Annotated in this window: 16 protein-coding genes and 1 riboswitch; of the genes, 4 read left to right on the forward strand and 12 right to left on the reverse strand. The window is 70.5% G+C overall.

What is annotated here, in order from left to right; genetic code table 11:
• The first annotated feature begins 126 nt into the window (after window positions 1–126).
• On the forward strand, window positions 127–1,368 hold the full coding sequence (locus tag ACIQRL_RS02085) for a glycosyltransferase 87 family protein (RefSeq protein ID WP_401325780.1): 1,242 nt from the start codon (window positions 127–129) through the stop codon (window positions 1,366–1,368).
• Here ACIQRL_RS02085 and ACIQRL_RS02090 read toward each other — a convergent pair.
• Window positions 1,329–2,648: an MATE family efflux transporter gene (locus tag ACIQRL_RS02090; RefSeq protein ID WP_401325782.1), complete on the reverse strand. Its 1,320-nt coding sequence runs from the start codon at window positions 2,646–2,648 to the stop codon at window positions 1,329–1,331. The two genes, ACIQRL_RS02085 and ACIQRL_RS02090, sit on opposite strands and share 40 nt — an antisense overlap.
• A 195-nt stretch (window positions 2,649–2,843) precedes the next feature.
• Between ACIQRL_RS02090 and ACIQRL_RS02095 the strand changes: the two genes are divergently transcribed.
• Window positions 2,844–3,368, forward strand: a complete 525-nt coding sequence (locus tag ACIQRL_RS02095; RefSeq protein ID WP_401325784.1) for a PadR family transcriptional regulator — start codon at window positions 2,844–2,846, stop codon at window positions 3,366–3,368.
• Window positions 3,369–3,381: 13 nt separating this feature from the next.
• Here the strand turns inward: ACIQRL_RS02095 and ACIQRL_RS02100 are convergent, their stop codons facing one another.
• The 5 genes from ACIQRL_RS02100 to ACIQRL_RS02120 all read right to left on the reverse strand — a co-directional run bounded on the left by ACIQRL_RS02100 (window position 3,382) and on the right by ACIQRL_RS02120 (window position 9,025).
• Complete coding sequence (locus ACIQRL_RS02100; RefSeq protein WP_401325786.1) at window positions 3,382–4,617, reverse strand: hypothetical protein; 1,236 nt, start codon at window positions 4,615–4,617, stop codon at window positions 3,382–3,384.
• Window positions 4,618–4,681: 64 nt separating this feature from the next.
• Window positions 4,682–5,704 carry an NlpC/P60 family protein gene (locus ACIQRL_RS02105; protein ID WP_401325789.1) on the reverse strand — a complete coding sequence of 341 codons (1,023 nt, stop codon included), beginning with the start codon at window positions 5,702–5,704 and terminating at the stop codon, window positions 4,682–4,684.
• A 240-nt stretch (window positions 5,705–5,944) separates the two neighbouring features.
• Window positions 5,945–6,979 (reverse strand): NlpC/P60 family protein, encoded by a 1,035-nt coding sequence (locus tag ACIQRL_RS02110; protein ID WP_401325792.1) that lies wholly within the window; start codon window positions 6,977–6,979, stop codon window positions 5,945–5,947.
• A gap of 421 nt (window positions 6,980–7,400) precedes the next feature.
• Window positions 7,401–8,750 (reverse strand): NYN domain-containing protein, encoded by a 1,350-nt coding sequence (locus tag ACIQRL_RS02115; protein ID WP_401325795.1) that lies wholly within the window; start codon window positions 8,748–8,750, stop codon window positions 7,401–7,403.
• A 35-nt stretch (window positions 8,751–8,785) separates the two neighbouring features.
• Entirely contained in the window at window positions 8,786–9,025 is a 240-nt protein-coding gene (locus ACIQRL_RS02120) for a hypothetical protein (protein WP_261706939.1), read from the reverse strand.
• 153 nt (window positions 9,026–9,178) lie between these two features.
• Here ACIQRL_RS02120 and ACIQRL_RS02125 point away from each other — a divergent pair, with 153 nt between their 5' ends.
• Entirely contained in the window at window positions 9,179–9,934 is a 756-nt protein-coding gene (locus tag ACIQRL_RS02125) for a rhomboid family intramembrane serine protease (protein WP_401325798.1), read from the forward strand.
• A gap of 41 nt (window positions 9,935–9,975) precedes the next feature.
• Window positions 9,976–10,257, forward strand: a complete 282-nt coding sequence (locus ACIQRL_RS02130; RefSeq protein WP_401325801.1) for an Lrp/AsnC family transcriptional regulator — start codon at window positions 9,976–9,978, stop codon at window positions 10,255–10,257.
• A gap of 39 nt (window positions 10,258–10,296) precedes the next feature.
• On the opposite strand, the gene ACIQRL_RS02135 is transcribed toward ACIQRL_RS02130, so the two are convergent.
• The 6 genes from ACIQRL_RS02135 to ACIQRL_RS02160 form a co-directional block, all read right to left on the reverse strand.
• Entirely contained in the window at window positions 10,297–11,670 is a 1,374-nt protein-coding gene (locus ACIQRL_RS02135; RefSeq protein WP_401325802.1) for an aminotransferase class V-fold PLP-dependent enzyme, read from the reverse strand.
• 188 nt (window positions 11,671–11,858) lie between these two features.
• A riboswitch (SAM riboswitch) is annotated at window positions 11,859–11,975 on the reverse strand.
• 85 nt (window positions 11,976–12,060) lie between these two features.
• Entirely contained in the window at window positions 12,061–13,125 is a 1,065-nt protein-coding gene (gene trpD, locus ACIQRL_RS02140) for an anthranilate phosphoribosyltransferase (RefSeq protein ID WP_401325805.1), read from the reverse strand.
• Between the two features lie 168 nt (window positions 13,126–13,293).
• Complete coding sequence (locus ACIQRL_RS02145) at window positions 13,294–14,934, reverse strand: cytochrome bc complex cytochrome b subunit (protein ID WP_401325807.1); 1,641 nt, start codon at window positions 14,932–14,934, stop codon at window positions 13,294–13,296.
• Entirely contained in the window at window positions 14,931–16,010 is a 1,080-nt protein-coding gene (locus ACIQRL_RS02150; protein ID WP_401325810.1) for a Rieske 2Fe-2S domain-containing protein, read from the reverse strand. Before ACIQRL_RS02150 ends, ACIQRL_RS02145 begins: the two co-directional genes overlap by 4 nt.
• The gene (locus ACIQRL_RS02155; protein ID WP_401325812.1) at window positions 16,007–16,816 is read right to left on the reverse strand and encodes a c-type cytochrome; all 810 of its coding nucleotides are present in this window, start codon (window positions 16,814–16,816) and stop codon (window positions 16,007–16,009) included. Before ACIQRL_RS02155 ends, ACIQRL_RS02150 begins: the two co-directional genes overlap by 4 nt.
• Before the next feature lie 64 nt (window positions 16,817–16,880).
• Window positions 16,881–17,501 (reverse strand): heme-copper oxidase subunit III, encoded by a 621-nt coding sequence (locus ACIQRL_RS02160; RefSeq protein WP_401325815.1) that lies wholly within the window; start codon window positions 17,499–17,501, stop codon window positions 16,881–16,883.
• Between the last annotated feature and the right edge of the window lie 22 nt (window positions 17,502–17,523).

Here is a 17,523-nt window from a genome sequence, read left to right on the forward strand (position 1 = left end):
GAATCTATACTCACAGCTCCGCACGGCCGCGCTTGACGGCTCGTACACAGACCGGCGCGTGACTCTGGGTCCGCGAAAAGCACGGCGGCGACGCACACGGTTTCCGGACGAAGAGGACCAGGTGGCATGACGGGGGCACGGAGCGCGAGGTTCCCGGGGGGCGTGGCCGTACTGCTGGGGACCTGGGGTCTGACCAGGCTGATACTGCTGCTCTTCGTGGCCAAGGTGTACGTGTTCCCCGGCCCGGACGTCACGAGCGACGTGGCCGTGATCTACCACGGCTGGTACGACGTGCTGCGGCACGGCACCTTCCCGCTGAACGACGTCACCTGGCAGTACCCGCCGGCCGCCTCGCTGGCGATCCTCTCCCCCGGCCTGCTGCCGTTCCTCGACTACCCGCACGCCTTCTTCGTGCTGGCCTTCGTCGCCGACCTGGCGGTGTTCGGGCTGCTCCTGTTCGCGGGCTCGCGCTCCGGCAGGACACTGCGCGGCGCCTGGGTGTGGATGATCGGGGTTCCGCTGCTCGGGCCGACGGTGTACGCACGCTACGACGTGATGGTGACGGCCGTCGTGGTCGCGGCGCTGCTCGCCGGAGCCCGCCATCCCCGGGTGATGGGGGTGCTCACGGGCTTCGGCGCGATGGTGAAGGTGTGGCCGGTGCTGCTGCTCCTCGGTGCCGTGCGCCGCCGGGCCTGGGTCTCGGCCGCGGCGACGGTGGCCGGGATCGCGGCGCTGTTCTGGATGACGATGCCGGGCGCGTTCACCTTCCTGACCTCCCAGCGCGACCGCGGCACCGAGGTGGAGTCGCTCGGCTCCCTCGTCTTCCACGTGGCCCGGCACCACGGCTGGAACGGGCGGGTGCTGCTCAACTACGGCTCGGTGGAGTTCGTCGGCCCCTATGTCGACCTGGTGAGCACGGCGGCCCTGTTCCTGAGCGCGCTCGCCTTCGGCTGGCTGCTGCTGTGGCGGCTGTGCGCCAAGCGGTTCCTGCCGCACACGCTCGCCGACGCCGCGTTCGTCGCCGTCCTGATGTTCACGGCGACCAGCCGGGTGATCAGCCCGCAGTACCTGGTGTGGCTGGTCGGGCTCGCCGCGGTCTGTCTGTGCTTCCGGGCGAGCCGCATGACGTGGCCCGCCTGCCTGGTGCTGATCGCGTGCTTCGTGACCGTGCTGGAGTTCCCGATCTGGTTCGCGGACGTCGTGGGCAGCACGTCGCTCGGCATCACCCTCCTCGTCGTCCGCAACGGCCTGCTGGTGATCGCCGCGGCGCTGGCGGCCCGGGAGCTGTGGCGCAGCACGGTCTCCGAGCCGACGCCGGCGCTCCCCGCTCAGGCGGCCCGCTCCAAGGAGACCCTGGCGTCCTCCTGACGCCCGATCCGTCCGGCCCACAACCACAGGGCGGCGCACTGCACCGTCATGGACAGCGCGAGGGCCAGGCAGATGCCCGGCAGCCCCGGTCCGGACAGGGTGTGGGCGAGCGGGAGCTGGACCGCCGTGCCGACCAGCGTCACACGAAGCAGCACCGGCGCTCCGCCGCTGCCCTCGAACACTCCGCCGAGCGCGATGAAACACGCCATCAGCAGCAGGTAGGGGCCGACGCAGCGCAGGAACAGCGTGCCGTCGTGGGCGACCGCGGGTCCGGCGCCGAAGGCCCGCATGATCCAGGGGGCCAGGGCGCTCAGGAGCCCCGCGGCGAGCAGTCCGACGGTCCCCGAGACGAGGACGGCCTGGCGTCCGATGGCACCCCGCTCGTCGCGGCCCGCGCCCCGGGTGTGCGCGGTGTGGATCGAGGCGGCCTGCCGGACGGCGTAGAACGCCATGGTGGCGATGTACATGACCTTGTACGCGATCGCGTAGGCCGCCACCGCCGTCGTCCCGAGCCGGGCCACGATCGCGACCAGCACCAGGGCGCCGCCCTGCCGCACCGTGAAGTCGGCGGACATGGGCAGACCGGTGGCGAGGGTGCGGCGCAGCGCGGCGCCGGTGGTCTCGGCGGGCAGCGCGGCGGCCGCCTGGGACAGCAGGGCGTTCCGGCGCAGAGCGCGCAGTCCGGCGACGAGGGCCACCGAGCGGCACAGCACGGTCGAGACGGCGGCGCCCCGGACGCCGTACGCGTGGATGAGAAGCGGGTCGAGGCCGAGGATCAGTCCGTTGGCCAGCAGGGCGAGGCGCATCGGCGTGCGGGTGTCGCCGGCGCCCTTGAGGACGCCGTCGACGAGGTTCTGCGCGAAGAAGACGGCGATGCCGGGCAGGGAGACGCCGAAGTACTGGACGGCGAGGGTCAGCGCGCGTCCGTCGCCGCCGAGCACCAGCCGGGCCAGCGGCTCACGCAGCAGGTAGCCGCCGAGGGCGATCACCGGCGTGACGGCGGCGCACAACGCCCAGCCTCCGCGTACGGCCGCCCGGACCGCGCCTGGGTCACGGGCGCCCCGGGCGTGCGCGACCAGGACGGTGGTGCCGGAGGCGAAGACCAGGGCGACGCCGAGCAGCACGTTCTCGGTGTTCGTCGCGACGGCGACGGCGGCCACGGCGTCACCGCCGAGCCGTGAGACCCAGACGGTGTTGATGATTCCGGCGGCGACGGAGGCGAGCAGCGAGAGGTAGACGGGGTGGGCGAGCGCTATGAGCTGCCGGCGATGGGCGTTCACGAAGCCTCCCTCGACACGAGCTACCTCTTTTCGAGATAGCTCGATAAGAGGTAGCATGAGGACCCGAAACCCCGCAAGGATCAGGACTCGTGCGAAGCTGCGGGGCGTCCGTCAGCGGGGCGGCAAGCGGGAGGGCGATCGGCGGTACGGCCTGCGCGTCGTACGGTCACGACCCACGAACGAGGAGCCGACCGGATGCTGGAGCTGTCGATCCTGGGCTTTCTGTACGAGGAGCCCCTGCACGGCTATGAGCTGAAGGAGCGCATCAAGGCCCTCAGCGGCCATGTCCGCCCGGTCAGCGACGGCGCCCTCTATCCGGCGATCACCCGCCTGGTCGCCGCGGGCCTGCTCGACCAGCACACCGAGCCCGGCAGCGGCGCGGCCCCGCGGCGCGTCCTCGCGCTCACCGACAAGGGCCGTGAGGGCCTCCTGGAGCGGCTGCGCCGCCCCCGGCAGGCCGAGATCACCGACCAGGTCCGCTTCAACACCCTGCTGGCGTTCCTGCGCCACCTGGACGACCCCCGCGAGCAGGCCGCGGTGCTGCGCCGCCGTCAGGAGTTCCTGGAGACCCCGGCGAGCTTCTTCTACCGGGACGGCCGGCCCGTGCGCGCCGAGGACGCCGACGACCTGTTCCGGCAGGGCATGCTGCGGGTGGCGCGGGCGACCGGCGAGGCGGAGCGGACCTGGCTCGCGGAGGCCATCCACCGGCTTGAGGGGTGAACAACCTTGCCCGTCAGCCGAGCTGGTCCTTGAGGTACTCCCGCCACAGCTCGGTGAACCGCTCCGGCGTCGTGTGCAGCACGTCCCGCAGTGCGCCGTCGACCGCACCCGTCCGCCGCCCGTGGTCGCCCACCGCCCGGTAGAAGTCGTTCAGCCGGACCTCGCCCCAGTGGTCGGCGATCAGCCGGCAGGCCATCCAGCCGCCCTCGTAGGCCCGCGCCAGCCGGCCCGCGTCGGAGGTGAACCCGAAGTCCCCGTCGTCGGGCAGCGCGGCCGGAACCTGCCCCTCGGCCACCGCTCGCTCCAGTTCCGGCGCGATCTGCCCGGGCGCCCGCCCGCCGGACCGGTAGCCGGCCCAGTCCGCGTACCCCTCGGAGAGCCACAGCGGGGTGGCGGCCGTGGTGTGGGCACGGGTGGCGACGTGCGTGGTCTCGTGGGTGAGCACGACCTGCTTGCCGAAGTCGCCGAGGACGCCGTACGCGTCCGGGTTGACGATGATCCGGTCCGCGGGCGCCTTCGCCGAACCTCCCCCCGCCTCCGGCCGGGGACTCCCCCCTTTCGCTTGGCTCGCCTCGCCGATGGTGACCGCCGCGATCCCCCGGTACCCGGACGCCGGAGACCCGAGCAGCCCGGCCATCCCCTCCAGCGATTTCGGTACGAGGACGAGGACGTGCCGCGACCAGTCCGTGCCCCAGGCCTCCGACACGGCGGGCACGGCGTGGTCCGCGAGCTCCGCGAAGGAACGCAGCCGCTCGCCGGACTGCCCGACCCCTAGAACGAGGCTCTGCTCACCCCGTACGGCCGTCACGGCCCCCTGGTCCCAGAGCTGGGCACCGTCCTTGCCCGCGGGCTCGTCGGAGGCGACGCGCCAGGTTCCGCCGGCGCGGGTCAGCCGCAGGGTGCGGTCCGCCTTGACCGGCGCGGCGTCGTAGCCCTCGACGCGGTAGCGCAGTTCGGCGTCGGCGGTGGCCCGGTCGCCGGAACGGCGCAGATCCGTCAGCCGGTAGGACCAGCCCGCCAGCGGCACCTGGCGCAGGTTCGCGAAGCCGGTCGCGGCGCCGGCCGACGCCCCGGTGGCCCGGAAGGCCGCCGCGTCCCGGTCCAGGACCGCGGCCGCCCGCCGGTCGAGGACCCGCTGCACGTCCGCCGCCGCGGTGTCCGACGGCGCCCGGCCGCCGCATCCGACCAGCGCGGCGAGCAGCAGCACCAGTGAGAGTCCCGCTCGCGACGCACACCTTCGACCAGCCATCCTCCCGATCGTACGGTGCCCGCGTCCGCCCACCGGACCCGCCCGGAGCCGGTCGCGCGCCCCGTCAGACCCGGGTGACGGACGAGATCGGCATCATCCCGACCGGGTCGTAGCGCACCGGGGCGCCGGGGTAGGGCGCGTGGATCACCTGGCCGTTGCCCACGTACATCGCGACATGGCTGGCGTCGGACCGGTAGGTGACCAGGTCACCGGGCTGCGCCTGGGAGAGCGGGATCTGCCGTCCGGCGAACCGCTGGGCCTGCGAGGTGCGCGGCAGACCGACCCCGGCGTGCGCGTACGACCACTGCATGAGGCCCGAACAGTCGAAGCCGCCGGGCCCGTTGGCGCCCCACACGTACGGGCGGCCGAGCGCCGAGCGGGCCGCGGCGAGGGCGACGGCCGCGCGCGACGAGGACGCGACGGTGTCACCGAGGCCGGGCAGGTCGGCCCGCGTCGAGCGGGACGCCCGGTCGTAGGCGGCGCGTTCGGCGTACGGCAGCGAGTCGAGCAGGTGCCGCGCCCTGGCCAGTTTGCCCTCGATGACCCGCTTGTTCCGGGCGACGGCCGTACGGCTGCGCTCCAGTTCGGCGAGTTTCCCGTCGGCCTCCTCGCGCTCCTGGGCGAGATCGCGCAGGGCGAACCGGAGGTCCTTGAGCTCGCCGGCCTGACGGGTGCCGATCCGGTCGAGCGCGGTGGCCTTGTCGAGGTAGTCGTCCGGGCTGTCGGAGAAGAGCAGCGCGAGGGAGGGGTCGAGGCCGCCGGAGCGGTACTGCGCCCCGGCCAGCGAACCCAGCGCGTCCCGCATGGCGTTGACGCGCTCCTGCTGCCGGGCGATCTGGTCCTGGGCCGCGCCGATCTGCTCGCGCAGCGCGTGGCCGCGCTCGTCGGCCTTGTCGTACGCCTCGGTGGCCCGCTCCGCCTGCGTGTAGAGGCGGTCCACGTCGGCCCGGGTGTCGTCCTGCGGTGCCGCCGAGGCGGGCAGGGCGCCGAGTGCGGCGGCCGCCGCGGACATCACGCAGGCGGCGACGCCGAAGGCGCCGGCGCCCCGGTCGAAGCCGGTCGGTGCAAGGCGGCGATGGAACCCCACGGGTGGCCGCTCTCCCTTCCGCTGACGGTCCCCCGCCGTCGGGGGATCGCGCCAGACAGTAGCCGCGCGACCACACACCGGCCAAAGGCCCCCACGGGCACACAAAGTGACGCCCCGCCGGAGACGCAGGTCACCGACGGGGCGTGGGGTCAGCGGGAGTTGTCACAATTCGCCCGTTTGGGCGGAGTGGCAGAAGGTCCCTGCGGGCGGCGGACGTCCGGTCCGGACCGCCCGTCCGGATCAGATCCGGACGCCGAACTGGAAGGGCATGTTGGCGATGGACTCGTAGCGGACGGACGCGCCGGTGTGCGGGGCGTGCAGCACCTGGCCGTTGCCCGCGTAGAGGCCGACGTGGTGCTGGTCGCCGTAGAAGATGACCAGGTCACCGACCTGCAGATCGCTCTGCGAGTAGATGCGGGTGCCCGCGTTGGCCTGGGCCTCCGAGGTGCGCGGTATGGAGACACCGGCCTGGGCGTAGGCCCAGGAGGTGAGACCCGAGCAGTCGAAGGCGCTGGGGCCGGAGGCGCCGTAGACGTACGGCGATCCGATCACGCTCTGCGCGGCGGCGAACGCGGCGCCGGCGCGGCCCGAGGCGGCCGGGGTGTTGCCGAGGTCGACGCGTGCGCTGGCGCGGGTGGCCCGGGCCTGCTCCTGGGAGGCCAGCGCCGCCTTCTCCTGCGCCGTCAGCGAGTTCAGGAGCTTCTGCGCGGAGCCCAGCTTGCTCTGGACTTCCTTCTTCTTCTTGGCGAGCTCGGCCCGGGTGTCGGCGAGGTCCTTGAGCTTGGCGGACGCCTCGGCACGCTGCTGGGCGAGCGAACGCTGCTTCTCCTGGACCTTCTTGAGTGACCCGACCTGCTGGGCGCTCAGCTGGTCCATGGCCGAGGCCTTGTCCAGGAAGTCGTCCGGGTTCGAGGAGAGGAAGAGCGCCACGGAGGGGTCGATGCCGCCGGTGCGGTACTGGGCGCTGGCCATCGAACCGAGGCCGTCGCGCAGGTCGTTGAGCTCCTGCTGGCCGCGGGCGACGTTGTCCTGGAGAGCGCTGATCTGCTTCTGCAGCTCCTGCTGCTTCTCCTTGGCGCCGTCGAGCTTCTCCGTGGCCTGCTCGGCCTCCTGGTAGAGCTTGTCGACCTTGGTCTTGACCTCGTCCTTGTTGGGCTTCTCGGACGGCGCCGCGTTGGCGGCATTGGCGCTGAGGACAACAGCGGCAGCGGCGGCGGTAGTGAGCACGGTCACACGGGCGCGGCTCGGCTGCTTGGGTCGACGGTGGGACGCCACGAAGGCGAGCTCCTTCTTCCTCCAGCCGCCTGCCGAGAACGCCGACGGGCGGTGCCCCTCCACCGTCACTCCCCATGAGTGATCACCCTAGTTGGAGGTTCGAGGCCTGACCCTAGTGACCTTCTTGTGATCAGTTCAAATCCAAACCTGAAAATTCTTTGTCACCGAGCGCATTCTTTGCCATCAACTCACCTGCAGTGATGTCCGCTTGACACTACGTCGCGTGAAGGTCCGGCGAATTCGGGCATCGGGCCCACAGGTCACGCATGGTACGTACGGGGCTCATGCGACTTAGGACCCGGATCACCTCTCCTCGTGAACCCCCGGACCGGGAACGGAAAATGACACCCCCAAAGACGAACGAAAGGGGCGCGATGGGGCGTCAGCCGATACAAAGGAGAAAAGGAACGAAAGGGATTGCTCAGCCGCGCGAGAAGCGCTTGAGGAGCACCACGGACGCCACCGGCCGGGCGCCCGCCTTGGCGATGCCGTCGGCCACCTCGCGGTCGGTCGAGACGACGATGACCGGCCGGCCGGGCGGTTCGGCCCGCACGAGCTGACGGATCAGCTCGTCCGCCGTGACGCCGGGCTTGGAGAACAGCACCCGCACCCCGCGCGGCGGCGCGAGCAGCACCGGCGCGGCCAGCTCGGCCCCGTCGAAGACACAGGTGACCTCGGCGCCCGTCTGCGCGGCGAGCTGCGAGAGCTGCCCGAGCAGCCTCAGCCGCTGCTTCTCCAGCGGCATCTGGGGATAGCCGGTCTTGGTGACGTTGTAGCCGTCGACGACCAGATGCGCCTGGGGCAGCGCGAGCAGCTGGTCCAGGATCGCGGGGTCGTTCTCGGACAGCGCGCGGGCGGCGATGTCCTTGGGCGTCATCTGTCCCGGCTCGACCGCCTCCACGGTCTCCGCGGGGCGGACGGAGACGGGGGGCAGCGCCAGTTCCCGGCGCAGGCCCTGGGTCGCCTCCAGGACGGTGTCGAGCAGCAGGCGCACGCGCATGTCCTCGACGCTGCGCCCCTCGCGGGCCGCCCTGCGGGTGGCCTCCAGGGCGGCCTCGGCCTCCGAGAGGCGCGCCTTGAGACGGCGGCTCTCGCTCTCCGCGGCGGACACCTGGGCCTGGCCCTCCGCCTTCGCCGTGTCCGTCTCGGCCTGGAGCTTGCGCAGGGCCGCCTCGCCGCGCTTGATGTCACTGAGAGCACTGCGCAGCTTGCGGTGAAGCGATTCCGCTTCCTTCCTGGCCGATTCCAGTTCCGTGCGCAGCCGTTCGGTCTCGGTCCGCGTCTGCCCGCGGGCCTCCGCGAGTTCCGTCCGCAGCCGCTCCAGCTCGGCGCGGCTCTCCTCGCCGGCGCGCTCGGCGTCCGCCCGCAGGGCCTCCTCGCCCGCGGCGGTCACCAGCTTCACCCAGCCCGTGGGACGCAGCACATAGGCCGCGGCCGCCACGTCGAGCGGATCCGCGGCCGGGGGCGGCGCGCCGGAGTCGAGGGCTCCGACGAGCTCCGGCTGGGACTCTCTGAGCTTCTCGGCGATGCGCTGTCTGAACAGCGGGTCCGTCTCCAGCGCCGCGGCCATCGCGTTGCCGGCGAACTTGGCCCGCCGGCTCGGCGTGAACCGGGCGTACTGCCTGAGCTGGACGGGCAGTTCGGCCATCGTCAGCCCGCCGAAGCCGTCCGAGACGATCTGCACGACGCGTCGGCGCACGCCGTCGGGCAGCGGACGGTCGAGCACCTCGGCGGTGCCGTCGTCCGGCTCCCCGCCTGTGGTCTCCACCATCCGTTCACCCCAATATCCGTGCGGGGCCCGCTCCCTCAGGAGCCGGCGCCCGGCCTGTCCACGAGTTCGACCTGATCCACCGCGTTGCACCAGCGGCACCGCACCGACTCGATGGTCTCACTGACCACCTCGCGCTCCTCGACCTTCGGCTCACCGGCCAGGTCGAGGTGTACGTACTCGACGACCTTCGAGGAGCGGGTGACGTCGAAACGCGTGAGGTTGCCGCAGAGGGCGCAGCGCCAGCGGGTCTTGGCGTCGGGCAGGGGAACTGTCATAGGGCAGTCGCTTTCCTTCTAGTGTCCGTCCGGCGCCGGTCTCCCGGTGCATGTGGCTCGTAACCCTACGGCCTGGCGGGTACTCGACGCTCGGCCGTCCCCGGCGGCGAGGCGGTCTGTGCGCATCGGCGTGGTTACGTCATGCTCTGCACCATGATCGGCAATTGGAGTACGGCGGTCGGCAGGGCGCTGCGGGATCGGTCGGCGCCGGTGACGTACGGGCTGATCGTCCTGTGCTGTCTGATCTTCGTGATCGGCCCCGCCTCGGGCCTCGATCCCGCGTACGGCACCGGGGACGAACTGCTGGTCGCCCAGCGGGCGTACTTCCGCCGCTGGGGCGTGGTGCCGGCCGAGCTGTTCGGCGGGGCCCCGCGCGAGGCGCTCACCCCCGCCACCGCCCTGTTCATCCACGGCAGCTGGCTCCACCTCCTGGGCAACATGCTCTTCTTCTACGTCTTCGGGCTGATGACCGAGGAACGCATGGGTCATCTGGAGTTCGCCCTCTTCTATCTGGGCTGCGGATATCTGGCCCTGCTCGGCTACGCCGCCGCCAACGCCGGCTCGCAGCAGTCCCTGGTCGGCGCCTCCGGGGCGATCTCGGCGGTGCTCGGCGCGTTCCTGTACCTGTTCCCCAAGGCCCGGGTGACCAGTCTCTTCCCGTTCCTGTTCTTCCTGCCGCTGCGGTTTCCGGCCTGGGTGGTGCTGCCGTTCTGGTTCACCCTTCAATGGCTGGCGGCGGGCCGCAGCCCCTCGGGCCCCGGGGTCGCCTATCTGGCCCACCTCGTGGGCTTCTCCCTGGGCTTCGTCTACGCCTGGGCGCGGTTCCGTCACCGTACGGCCGTCGCGCCCTCTCCGGGGCCGCTCCCGGGGCCCCCGGTCGAACAGCCGGGTCAGGTGGACCGCGAGTAGGGTGAGATCCCCAGCAGCGGCCCCTAGGGAGAGAACCAGCCGTGATCACCGCGATCGTCCTCATCAAGACCAGCGTGGACCGGATCCCCGAGATCGCCGAGTCGATCGCGTCGCTGGAGAGCGTCAGCGAGGTCTTCTCCGTCACCGGCACCTACGACCTGATCGCGATGGTCCGGGTCAAGGCCCACGACGACCTCGCGGACGTCATTCCCGGCAAGATCAGCAAGATCCCGGGCGTCGAAGGGACGGACACGCACGTGGCGTTCCGTACGTACTCCCAGCACGACCTGGAGGCGGCGTTCGCGATCGGTCTCGACTCCTGACCGACGGAACACCGCCTCCGGGCGGAACCCCTTCCCGCGTCAGACCGCGGGGACGCAGCGGCCGCCCTCGGTGCGGTACTGCCAGCGCGCGCCGTCCCTGACGAGCTCGCGCACCGCGCGGACGAACCGCTCGACGTGCTCGTCGGGGGTACCGGCCCCGAAGCTGACGCGGATGGCGTTGAGGGACTTCTCGCCGGGGGCCGCCTCGGGGGCGCCGCACTCCCCCTGGGTCTCCGGGTCGCTGCCGAGCAGCGTGCGGACCAGCGGGTGGGCGCAGAAGAGGCCGTCGCGGACGCCGATGCCGTACTCGGCGGAGAGCGCGGCCGCGAAGTGCGAGCTGTTCCAGCCCTCGACGACGAAGGAGATGACGCCGACCCGCGGGGCGCCGTCACCGAAGAGCGACAGGACCCGGACTTCGGGGACCTCGGCGAGACCCGCGCGGACGGTCCGGATGAGGTGCTGCTCACGGGCGACGAGGTTGTCGAAGCCCGCGTCGGTGAGCGCCTTGCAGGCCGAGGCGATGGAGTAGGCGCCGATGACGTTCGGCGAGCCGGCCTCGTGCCGGGCCGCGCTGTCGTGCCACTCCACGTCCACGCCGCCGTCCGTGCGCCGGGTGACCTTGCGGCTGGCGCCGCCGCCCGCGAGGTACGGCTCGGCCGCGAGCAGCCAGTCGGAGCGGCCCGCGAGGACGCCGGAGCCGAAGGGCGCGTACAGCTTGTGCCCCGAGAAGGCGACCCAGTCGACGTCGAGGTCCTGGACCGACACCGGGTGGTGCGGGGCGAGCTGCGCGGCGTCGAGGACGATACGGGCGCCGTGGGCGTGCGCGGCGGCGGCCAGCTCGCGCACCGGCCACAGTTCCCCGGTGACGTTCGAGGCGCCGGTGACGCAGACCAGGGCCGGTCCGTACGGGTCACGGGCGGCGAGGGCGTGCTCCAGGGTGTCGACGGCCTCGCCGGGGGTGCGCGGGGCGTTCAGGTAGGTCACCCGGGCGTCGCGCCAGGGCAGCAGCGAGGCGTGGTGCTCGGTCTCGAAGACGAAGACCTGGCAGTCGGCCGGGAGCGCGGCGGCGAGCAGGTTGAGCGAGTCGGTGGTGGAGCGGGTGAAGACCACCTGGTCGCCGGCACGGCAGTCGAGGAACTCCTCGACGGTCCTGCGGGCGTTCTCGAAGAGGTCGGTGGAGAGCTGCGAGAGATAGCCGGCGCCCCGGTGGACGCTGCCGTAGTACGGCGCGTACGCGGCCACGTCGTCCCACACCCGCTGCAGGGCGGGCGCGCTGGCGGCGTAGTCGAGGGCCGCGTAGGTGACCTCGCCGCCGGTCACGAGCGGAACAGTGACATCCCGGCCCAGAACGGCCAGAGCCCCCGAAGTGTCAGGGCAAACGGACTGGTCGGCGGCAACGGTGGAGACAGACATGGCGAGCTCCTGTGAGAGGCAGGCGGGATCACCGCGCGAGCCGGCCGCCCGGAGGCAGGGCTCAGCGCAGGAAAGGGTGAAAAGGGTGTGCGGGGGCGGGGCTCTACGCCCTATCGCATTCGCTTGCTCACAGAAGGCTCCCTCGAACGACCAGGACCCCTGGTTGCGTCCGCCCGGAGGGCGGGAGGGGTCCGCGCTTGCCGTAGGCCTCGCTGCCTACGACCTGGTCTTCACCCGGGGCACCCCGCCACGGACGGAGGGTTGCCGGACAGCCGGCCGGGGCCTGATGGCTGTCACTCATGACCTGGTACAGCATCTTGCCAGAGGATCTTCCCCGCGCAAGGCGCAGTCCGGATTCTGGACTGCGCCCTGCCCGGTGGCGCGGGTCGGTCAGGCGTTGCTGGCGGCCACCCAGCGGTCCAGGGTGCGCCTGGCGGCGCCGGAGTCGATCGCCTCGGCCGCCTTCTCCATCCCGGCGCGGAGCTGGTCCGCGAGCGGCGCGCCGGTCGGCGACAGAGCCACCAGGGCCGCCGCCGAGTTCAGCAGGACCGCGTCCCGTACGGGCCCGCGCTCGCCGTCGAGCACGCGCCGGGCGACCTCAGCGTTGTACGAGGCGTCGGCGCCGCGCAGGGCCTCCACCGGGACGATGTCGAGCCCGACGTCCCGCGGGTCGAAGCGCTCCTCGGTGACCGAGCCGTCGCGGACCACCCAGACGTGGGAGCCCGCGGTGGTGGTCAGTTCGTCGAGGCCGTCGTCGCCGCGGAAGACCAGCGAGGAGTTGCCGCGCTCGGCGAACACGCCCGCCACGATCGGCGCCATACGGGGGTCGGCGACGCCGACCGCCTGGGCCTTCACCCGGGCCGGGTTCGTCAGCGGGCCGAGCACGTTGAAGGTCGTGCGGATGCCCAACTGGCCGCGTGCCGCCGCCACATGACGCAGCGCCGGGTGGAACTTCACCGCGAAACAGAAGGTGATGCCGGCTTCCTCGGCCACCTCGGCGACCCGCTTCACCGTCAGCTGGAGATTGACGCCGAGCTTCTCCAGGACGTCCGACGAGCCGGACGCCGAGGACGCGGCCCGGTTGCCGTGCTTGACGACCTTGGCGCCGGTGCCCGCCACGACGATCGAGGACATGGTGGAGATGTTGACGGTCTTCGCGCCGTCGCCGCCCGTTCCGACGATGTCGACGGTGTGTCCGGGCACCTCGATCACATTGGCGTGCTCGTACATCGCCCGGACGAGTCCGGTGATCTCCTGGACGGTCTCGCCCTTGGCCCGCAGGGCCACCACGAACCCGGCGATCTGCGCGTCGGTCGCCTCGCCGCGCATGATGCGGTCCATCGCCCAGGCCGTGTCGTCCGCGCTCTGGTCGCGGCCGTCGAGCAGGCCGTTCAGTACCGCCGGCCAGGAACGGCCCGCCGCGGTGTCGCCTCCAGCGGGGTTCACAGCGCTCATGGTCGCTCCTGGGTTCGTCGGTCACGCGGTCGTCGGTGACGCGGTCGTAGTGACGCGGGGTGGATCACCCCGCACCACGGGGTGAGTCCACCCTATCCAGCCCGGGAGACGGCAAAGAGCCCCGTCCATTGCATGGACGGGGCTCCTGCCGTGGCGAACAGCAGGGGATCAGTGGTGGCCGTGGCCGCTCGTGATCTCCTTGTACTCCTCGACGGTGGGCTTGGGGATCTGGTTGTCCTCCCCGTAGAAGCCCTGGCTCATCTTGGCGCGCAGCTTCTTCGCGCCCGAGACCTTGCGCTCGACACCGTTCTCGTCGACCGTCGGGCCGATCTCGGCCGGCTTGTACTGGTCGTGCGCGGTGAGCGTGTGCAGCGCGTCCTGGCTGAGCGGCTCGTGGACCTCGATGAACTCACCGTGCGGCAGGCGCTTGATGATGCCCGACTCACGGCCGTGCAGCACCTTGTCCCGGTCCCGGCGCTGGAGGCCGAGGCAGATCCGCTTGGTGGCGATGAAGGTGAGCACCGGCACGACGAAGAAGGCGATCCGCACGAACCAGGTGATCGAGTTGATCGCCAGGTGGAAGTGCGTGGCCCAGATGTCGTTGCCGCCGCCGACGAGCAGCACGAAGTACCAGCTGATCCAGGCGGCGCCGAACGCGGTCCGGGTCGGGACGTTGCGCGGGCGGTCCAGGATGTGGTGCTCGCGCTTGTCGCCGGTGACCCAGGACTCGATGAACGGGTAGACCGCGATCGCGACCAGGACCAGCGGGAAGATCACCAGCGGGATGAACACGCCCAGGACGAGCGTGTGGCCCCAGAGGTTGATCTCCCAGCCCGGCATGACACGGATCAGGCCTTCGGAGAAGCCCATGTACCAGTCGGGCTGGGCGCCCGTGGACACCATGTCCGGACGGTACGGACCCATCGACCAGATCGGGTTGATCGAGGCGATCGCCGCGATGGCCGCGATGACACCGAAGACCAGGAAGAAGAAGCCTCCGGCCTTGGCCATGTAGACCGGCAGCAGCGGCATGCCGACGACGTTGTTGTTCGTCTTGCCGGGACCCGCGAACTGGGTGTGCTTGTGGTAGAAGACCAGGATCAGGTGGCCCACCACGAGGCCGAGCATGATGCCCGGCAGCAGCAGCACGTGCACCGAGTAGAAGCGGGCCACGAAGTCGCCGCCCGGGAACTGACCGCCGAACAGGAAGAACGACAGGTACGTGCCCACGATCGGCACGGACAGGACCGCGCCTTCCATGAAGCGGACACCGGTGCCGGAGAGCAGGTCGTCCGGGAGCGAGTAACCGGTGAAGCCGGTGAACATGCCGAGGACGAACAGCAGGAATCCGAAGACCCAGTTGACCTCGCGGGGCTTGCGGAACGCACCCGTGAAGAACACGCGCATCATGTGCACGAACATGCCGGCGAGGAAGATCAGCGCCGCCCAGTGGTGGATCTGCCGGATCAGCAGACCACCGCGCACATCGAAGGAGATGTGCATGGTCGAGTTGAACGCCTCGGACATCAGCTGGCCCTGCAGCGGGATGTAGCTGCCGTGGTACTCCACCTCGTTCATCGACGGGTGGAAGAACAGCGTCAGGTACACACCCGTGAGGATGATGATGATGAAGCTGTAGAGGCAGATCTCACCCAGCATGAACGACCAGTGGTCGGGGAAGATCTTGCGCATGTTGGACTTGGCCAGGGAGTAGATCCCCAGACGGCCGTCGGCCCAGTCGGCGACCCGCTCACCGGCGGGCGCCTTCTCGCGCGAGGAGCGCGAGTCGGGGGTGGTGGTAGTGCTCATCCGCGCTCCCAGAATGCAGGACCGACGGGCTGCGTGAAGTCGCTGAGCGCCTCGAGGTAGCCCTCAGCGTTCACGCCGATCTGCAGCTGCGGCAGGGCGTGACCCGCCGGGCCGAAGATGACCCGGGCGCCGTCGGAGAGGTCGAAGGTGGACTGGTGGCAAGGGCACAGCGCGTGGTGCGTCTGCTGCTCGTACAGGGAGATCGGGCAGCCGACGTGGGTGCAGATCTTCGAGAAAGCCACGATGCCGTCGTAGGACCACTCGACTTCCTGCTTGTCCTTGATGTTGTCCGGCTGGAGCCGGATGACCATCAGGGCAGCCTTGGCGATCTCCGTCTGGAAGTCCTCGTCACTCGTCTCCAGGCCCTCGGGCTTGGCGAAGGTGAGCGAACCGACGGCCACGTCCGAGGGACGCAGCGGCTCGTTCGTGTTCATGTTGACGAGGAGCTTGCCCTTGGACCACAGCGTGTGGCGCAGCTTCGTGCCGGGCAGCGGGCCGAGGTCGCGCAGCAGCATGACGCCGGAGAGCGGGAACAGGGCCAGCGCGCCGAACATCGTGTTGCGGATCAGCTTGCGGCGGCCGAGCGCGGACTCCTTGGCACCCTGCTTGAAGTCGGCCAGGACCTTGGCCTTGACCTCGGGCTCCGCCTCGATCGCGTGACGCTCGTCGGCGATCTCCACGTCGGACATCAGGGTGCGGGCCCAGTGGACCGCGCCCGCGCCGATCGCGAAGAGCGCCACACCGAGCGACATGCCCAGCGCGAAGTTCAGCGCGCTGATGTGCCCGAGCGGGAAGACGAAGATCGACTTGTCGTTCGGGATCGCCACGTACGAGGCGATGAAGCCGACGGTGGCCACCATCGACAGCACGAAGAGCATGGCGACAAGTCGCTCGGACCGCCTGGCGGCCCGCTCGTCGATGTCCTGGATGCGGTGCTCGTGGGGCGGCAGCCCCGGGTCCGCGAACGGGTTCTGCTCGTCCGCGACGGCTACCGCGCCATGACCACCGTGCTCGGTGTGGTCGTCGGAGGCCCGCTCTGCGGGCACGTTCTCTTCTGGAATGTCTTGGCTACTCATGACTTCTTGGCCTTTGCGGTCCGAGCGGCGACCCAGACGGCGACGGCGACCAGGGTTCCGAGACCGAAGACCCAGCCGAACAGGCCCTCGCTGACCGGCCCGAGGCCGCCCAGCTCAAGTCCGCCCGGGCTCACGGTGTCGTCACCGTTGACCGCGTCGAGGTACGCGATGATGTCCTGCTTGTTCTTCTCCGTCAGCGTGGTGTCGGGGAAGGACGGCATGTTCTGCGGGCCCGTCTGCATGGCCTCGTAGATGTGCTTGGGGTCGACACCCTCCAGGCTCGGCGCGAACTTGCCGTACGTCAGCGCGCCGCCCTTGCCGGTGAAGTTGTGGCACTGGGCGCAGTTGGTGCGGAACAGTTCACCGCCGTTGGCGATGTCCGCGCCCTCGGGACTGACCTGGTTCTTGGTCGGAATCGAGGGGCCGGCGCCGAGCGTGGCGATGTAGGCCGCGAGCTGGTCGATCTCGGCCTGCGTGTAGATGACCTTCTTGCGCGGGATCTGAGCGCCCGGCTGCTGGGCCGGCATACGGCCGGTGCCGACCTGGAAGTCGACCGCCGCGGCGCCCACACCCACCAGACTCGGCCCGTCGGAGCTGCCCTGACCGCCGGATCCGTGGCAGCTTGCGCAGCCCACGGAGTACAGCTTCTTGCCCTCGGTGATACCGAGGGACTGGGCGGTTTCATCGGCCTGCGCCTTGCTCGCGGGTGCGAACGCGGCGTACAGCCCCCCGGTGGCCGCCAGCGCGAGGAGTAGGACGACGACCGCCGCCAGCGGATGGCGTCGTCGTGCGGAGAGCTTTTTCACGGATTACCCCGGTGTCAGGATCTTCTGCGTCGGTGCTTCTGGATGTTTCGGGCGGTGCGCCCGATTACTTGATCAGGTAGATCGTGGCGAAAAGGCCGATCCAGACGACATCGACGAAGTGCCAGTAGTAGGACACGACGATGGCGGCGGTTGCCTGCTCGTGAGTGAACCTCCGAGCCGCGTAGGTGCGACCGAGGACCAGCAGGAAGGCGATGAGGCCGCCCGTCACATGCAGTCCGTGGAAGCCGGTGGTCAGGTAGAACACCGAGCCGTACGGGTCGGAGGACAGCGAGAGCCCGTCCTTCTTGACCAGTTCGGTGTACTCGAAGACCTGACCGCCGATGAAGATCGCACCCATGACGAAGGTGACGATGAACCACATCCGGAGCTTCTTCACGTCCCCGCGCTCGGCGGCGAACACGCCGAGCTGACAGGTCAGGGAGGAGAGCACCAGGACCGTGGTGTTCGTCGCCGAGAACGGAAGGTTGAGATGGCTAGCCATCTCCTTCCAGTGATCCGGCCCGGTCACCGATCGCAGGGTGAAGTACATCGCGAAGAGGGCCGCGAAGAACATCAGCTCGGAACTCAGCCAGATGATGGTTCCGACGCTGGTGAGGTTCGGCCGATTGACCGACGGGTGCGCGTGCCCGGTTTCTACTGTCGTTGCTGTCGCCACGACCGACATTATGTCGGTCGCTTATCCCGCC

The sequence above is a fragment of the Streptomyces sp. NPDC091209 genome, from assembly GCF_044757755.1.
Lineage (GTDB): Bacteria > Actinomycetota > Actinomycetes > Streptomycetales > Streptomycetaceae > Streptomyces.

Excerpts from the sequence above, each read along its gene's own strand:
- ACIQRL_RS02150 (WP_401325810.1), bottom strand. The coding sequence starts at position 16,010 with ATGAGTAGCCAAGACATTCCAGAAGAGAACGTGCCCGCAGAGCGGGCC.
- ACIQRL_RS02145 (WP_401325807.1), bottom strand. The coding sequence starts at position 14,934 with ATGAGCACTACCACCACCCCCGACTCGCGCTCCTCGCGCGAGAAGGCG.
- ACIQRL_RS02100 (WP_401325786.1), bottom strand. The coding sequence starts at position 4,617 with ATGGCTGGTCGAAGGTGTGCGTCGCGAGCGGGACTCTCACTGGTGCTG.
- ACIQRL_RS02115 (WP_401325795.1), bottom strand. The coding sequence starts at position 8,750 with ATGGTGGAGACCACAGGCGGGGAGCCGGACGACGGCACCGCCGAGGTG.
- ACIQRL_RS02085 (WP_401325780.1), top strand. The coding sequence starts at position 127 with ATGACGGGGGCACGGAGCGCGAGGTTCCCGGGGGGCGTGGCCGTACTG.
- ACIQRL_RS02135 (WP_401325802.1), bottom strand. The coding sequence starts at position 11,670 with ATGTCTGTCTCCACCGTTGCCGCCGACCAGTCCGTTTGCCCTGACACT.
- ACIQRL_RS02160 (WP_401325815.1), bottom strand. The coding sequence starts at position 17,501 with ATGTCGGTCGTGGCGACAGCAACGACAGTAGAAACCGGGCACGCGCAC.
- ACIQRL_RS02095 (WP_401325784.1), top strand. The coding sequence starts at position 2,844 with ATGCTGGAGCTGTCGATCCTGGGCTTTCTGTACGAGGAGCCCCTGCAC.
- trpD (WP_401325805.1), bottom strand. The coding sequence starts at position 13,125 with ATGAGCGCTGTGAACCCCGCTGGAGGCGACACCGCGGCGGGCCGTTCC.
- ACIQRL_RS02125 (WP_401325798.1), top strand. The coding sequence starts at position 9,179 with ATGATCGGCAATTGGAGTACGGCGGTCGGCAGGGCGCTGCGGGATCGG.
- ACIQRL_RS02120 (WP_261706939.1), bottom strand. The coding sequence starts at position 9,025 with ATGACAGTTCCCCTGCCCGACGCCAAGACCCGCTGGCGCTGCGCCCTC.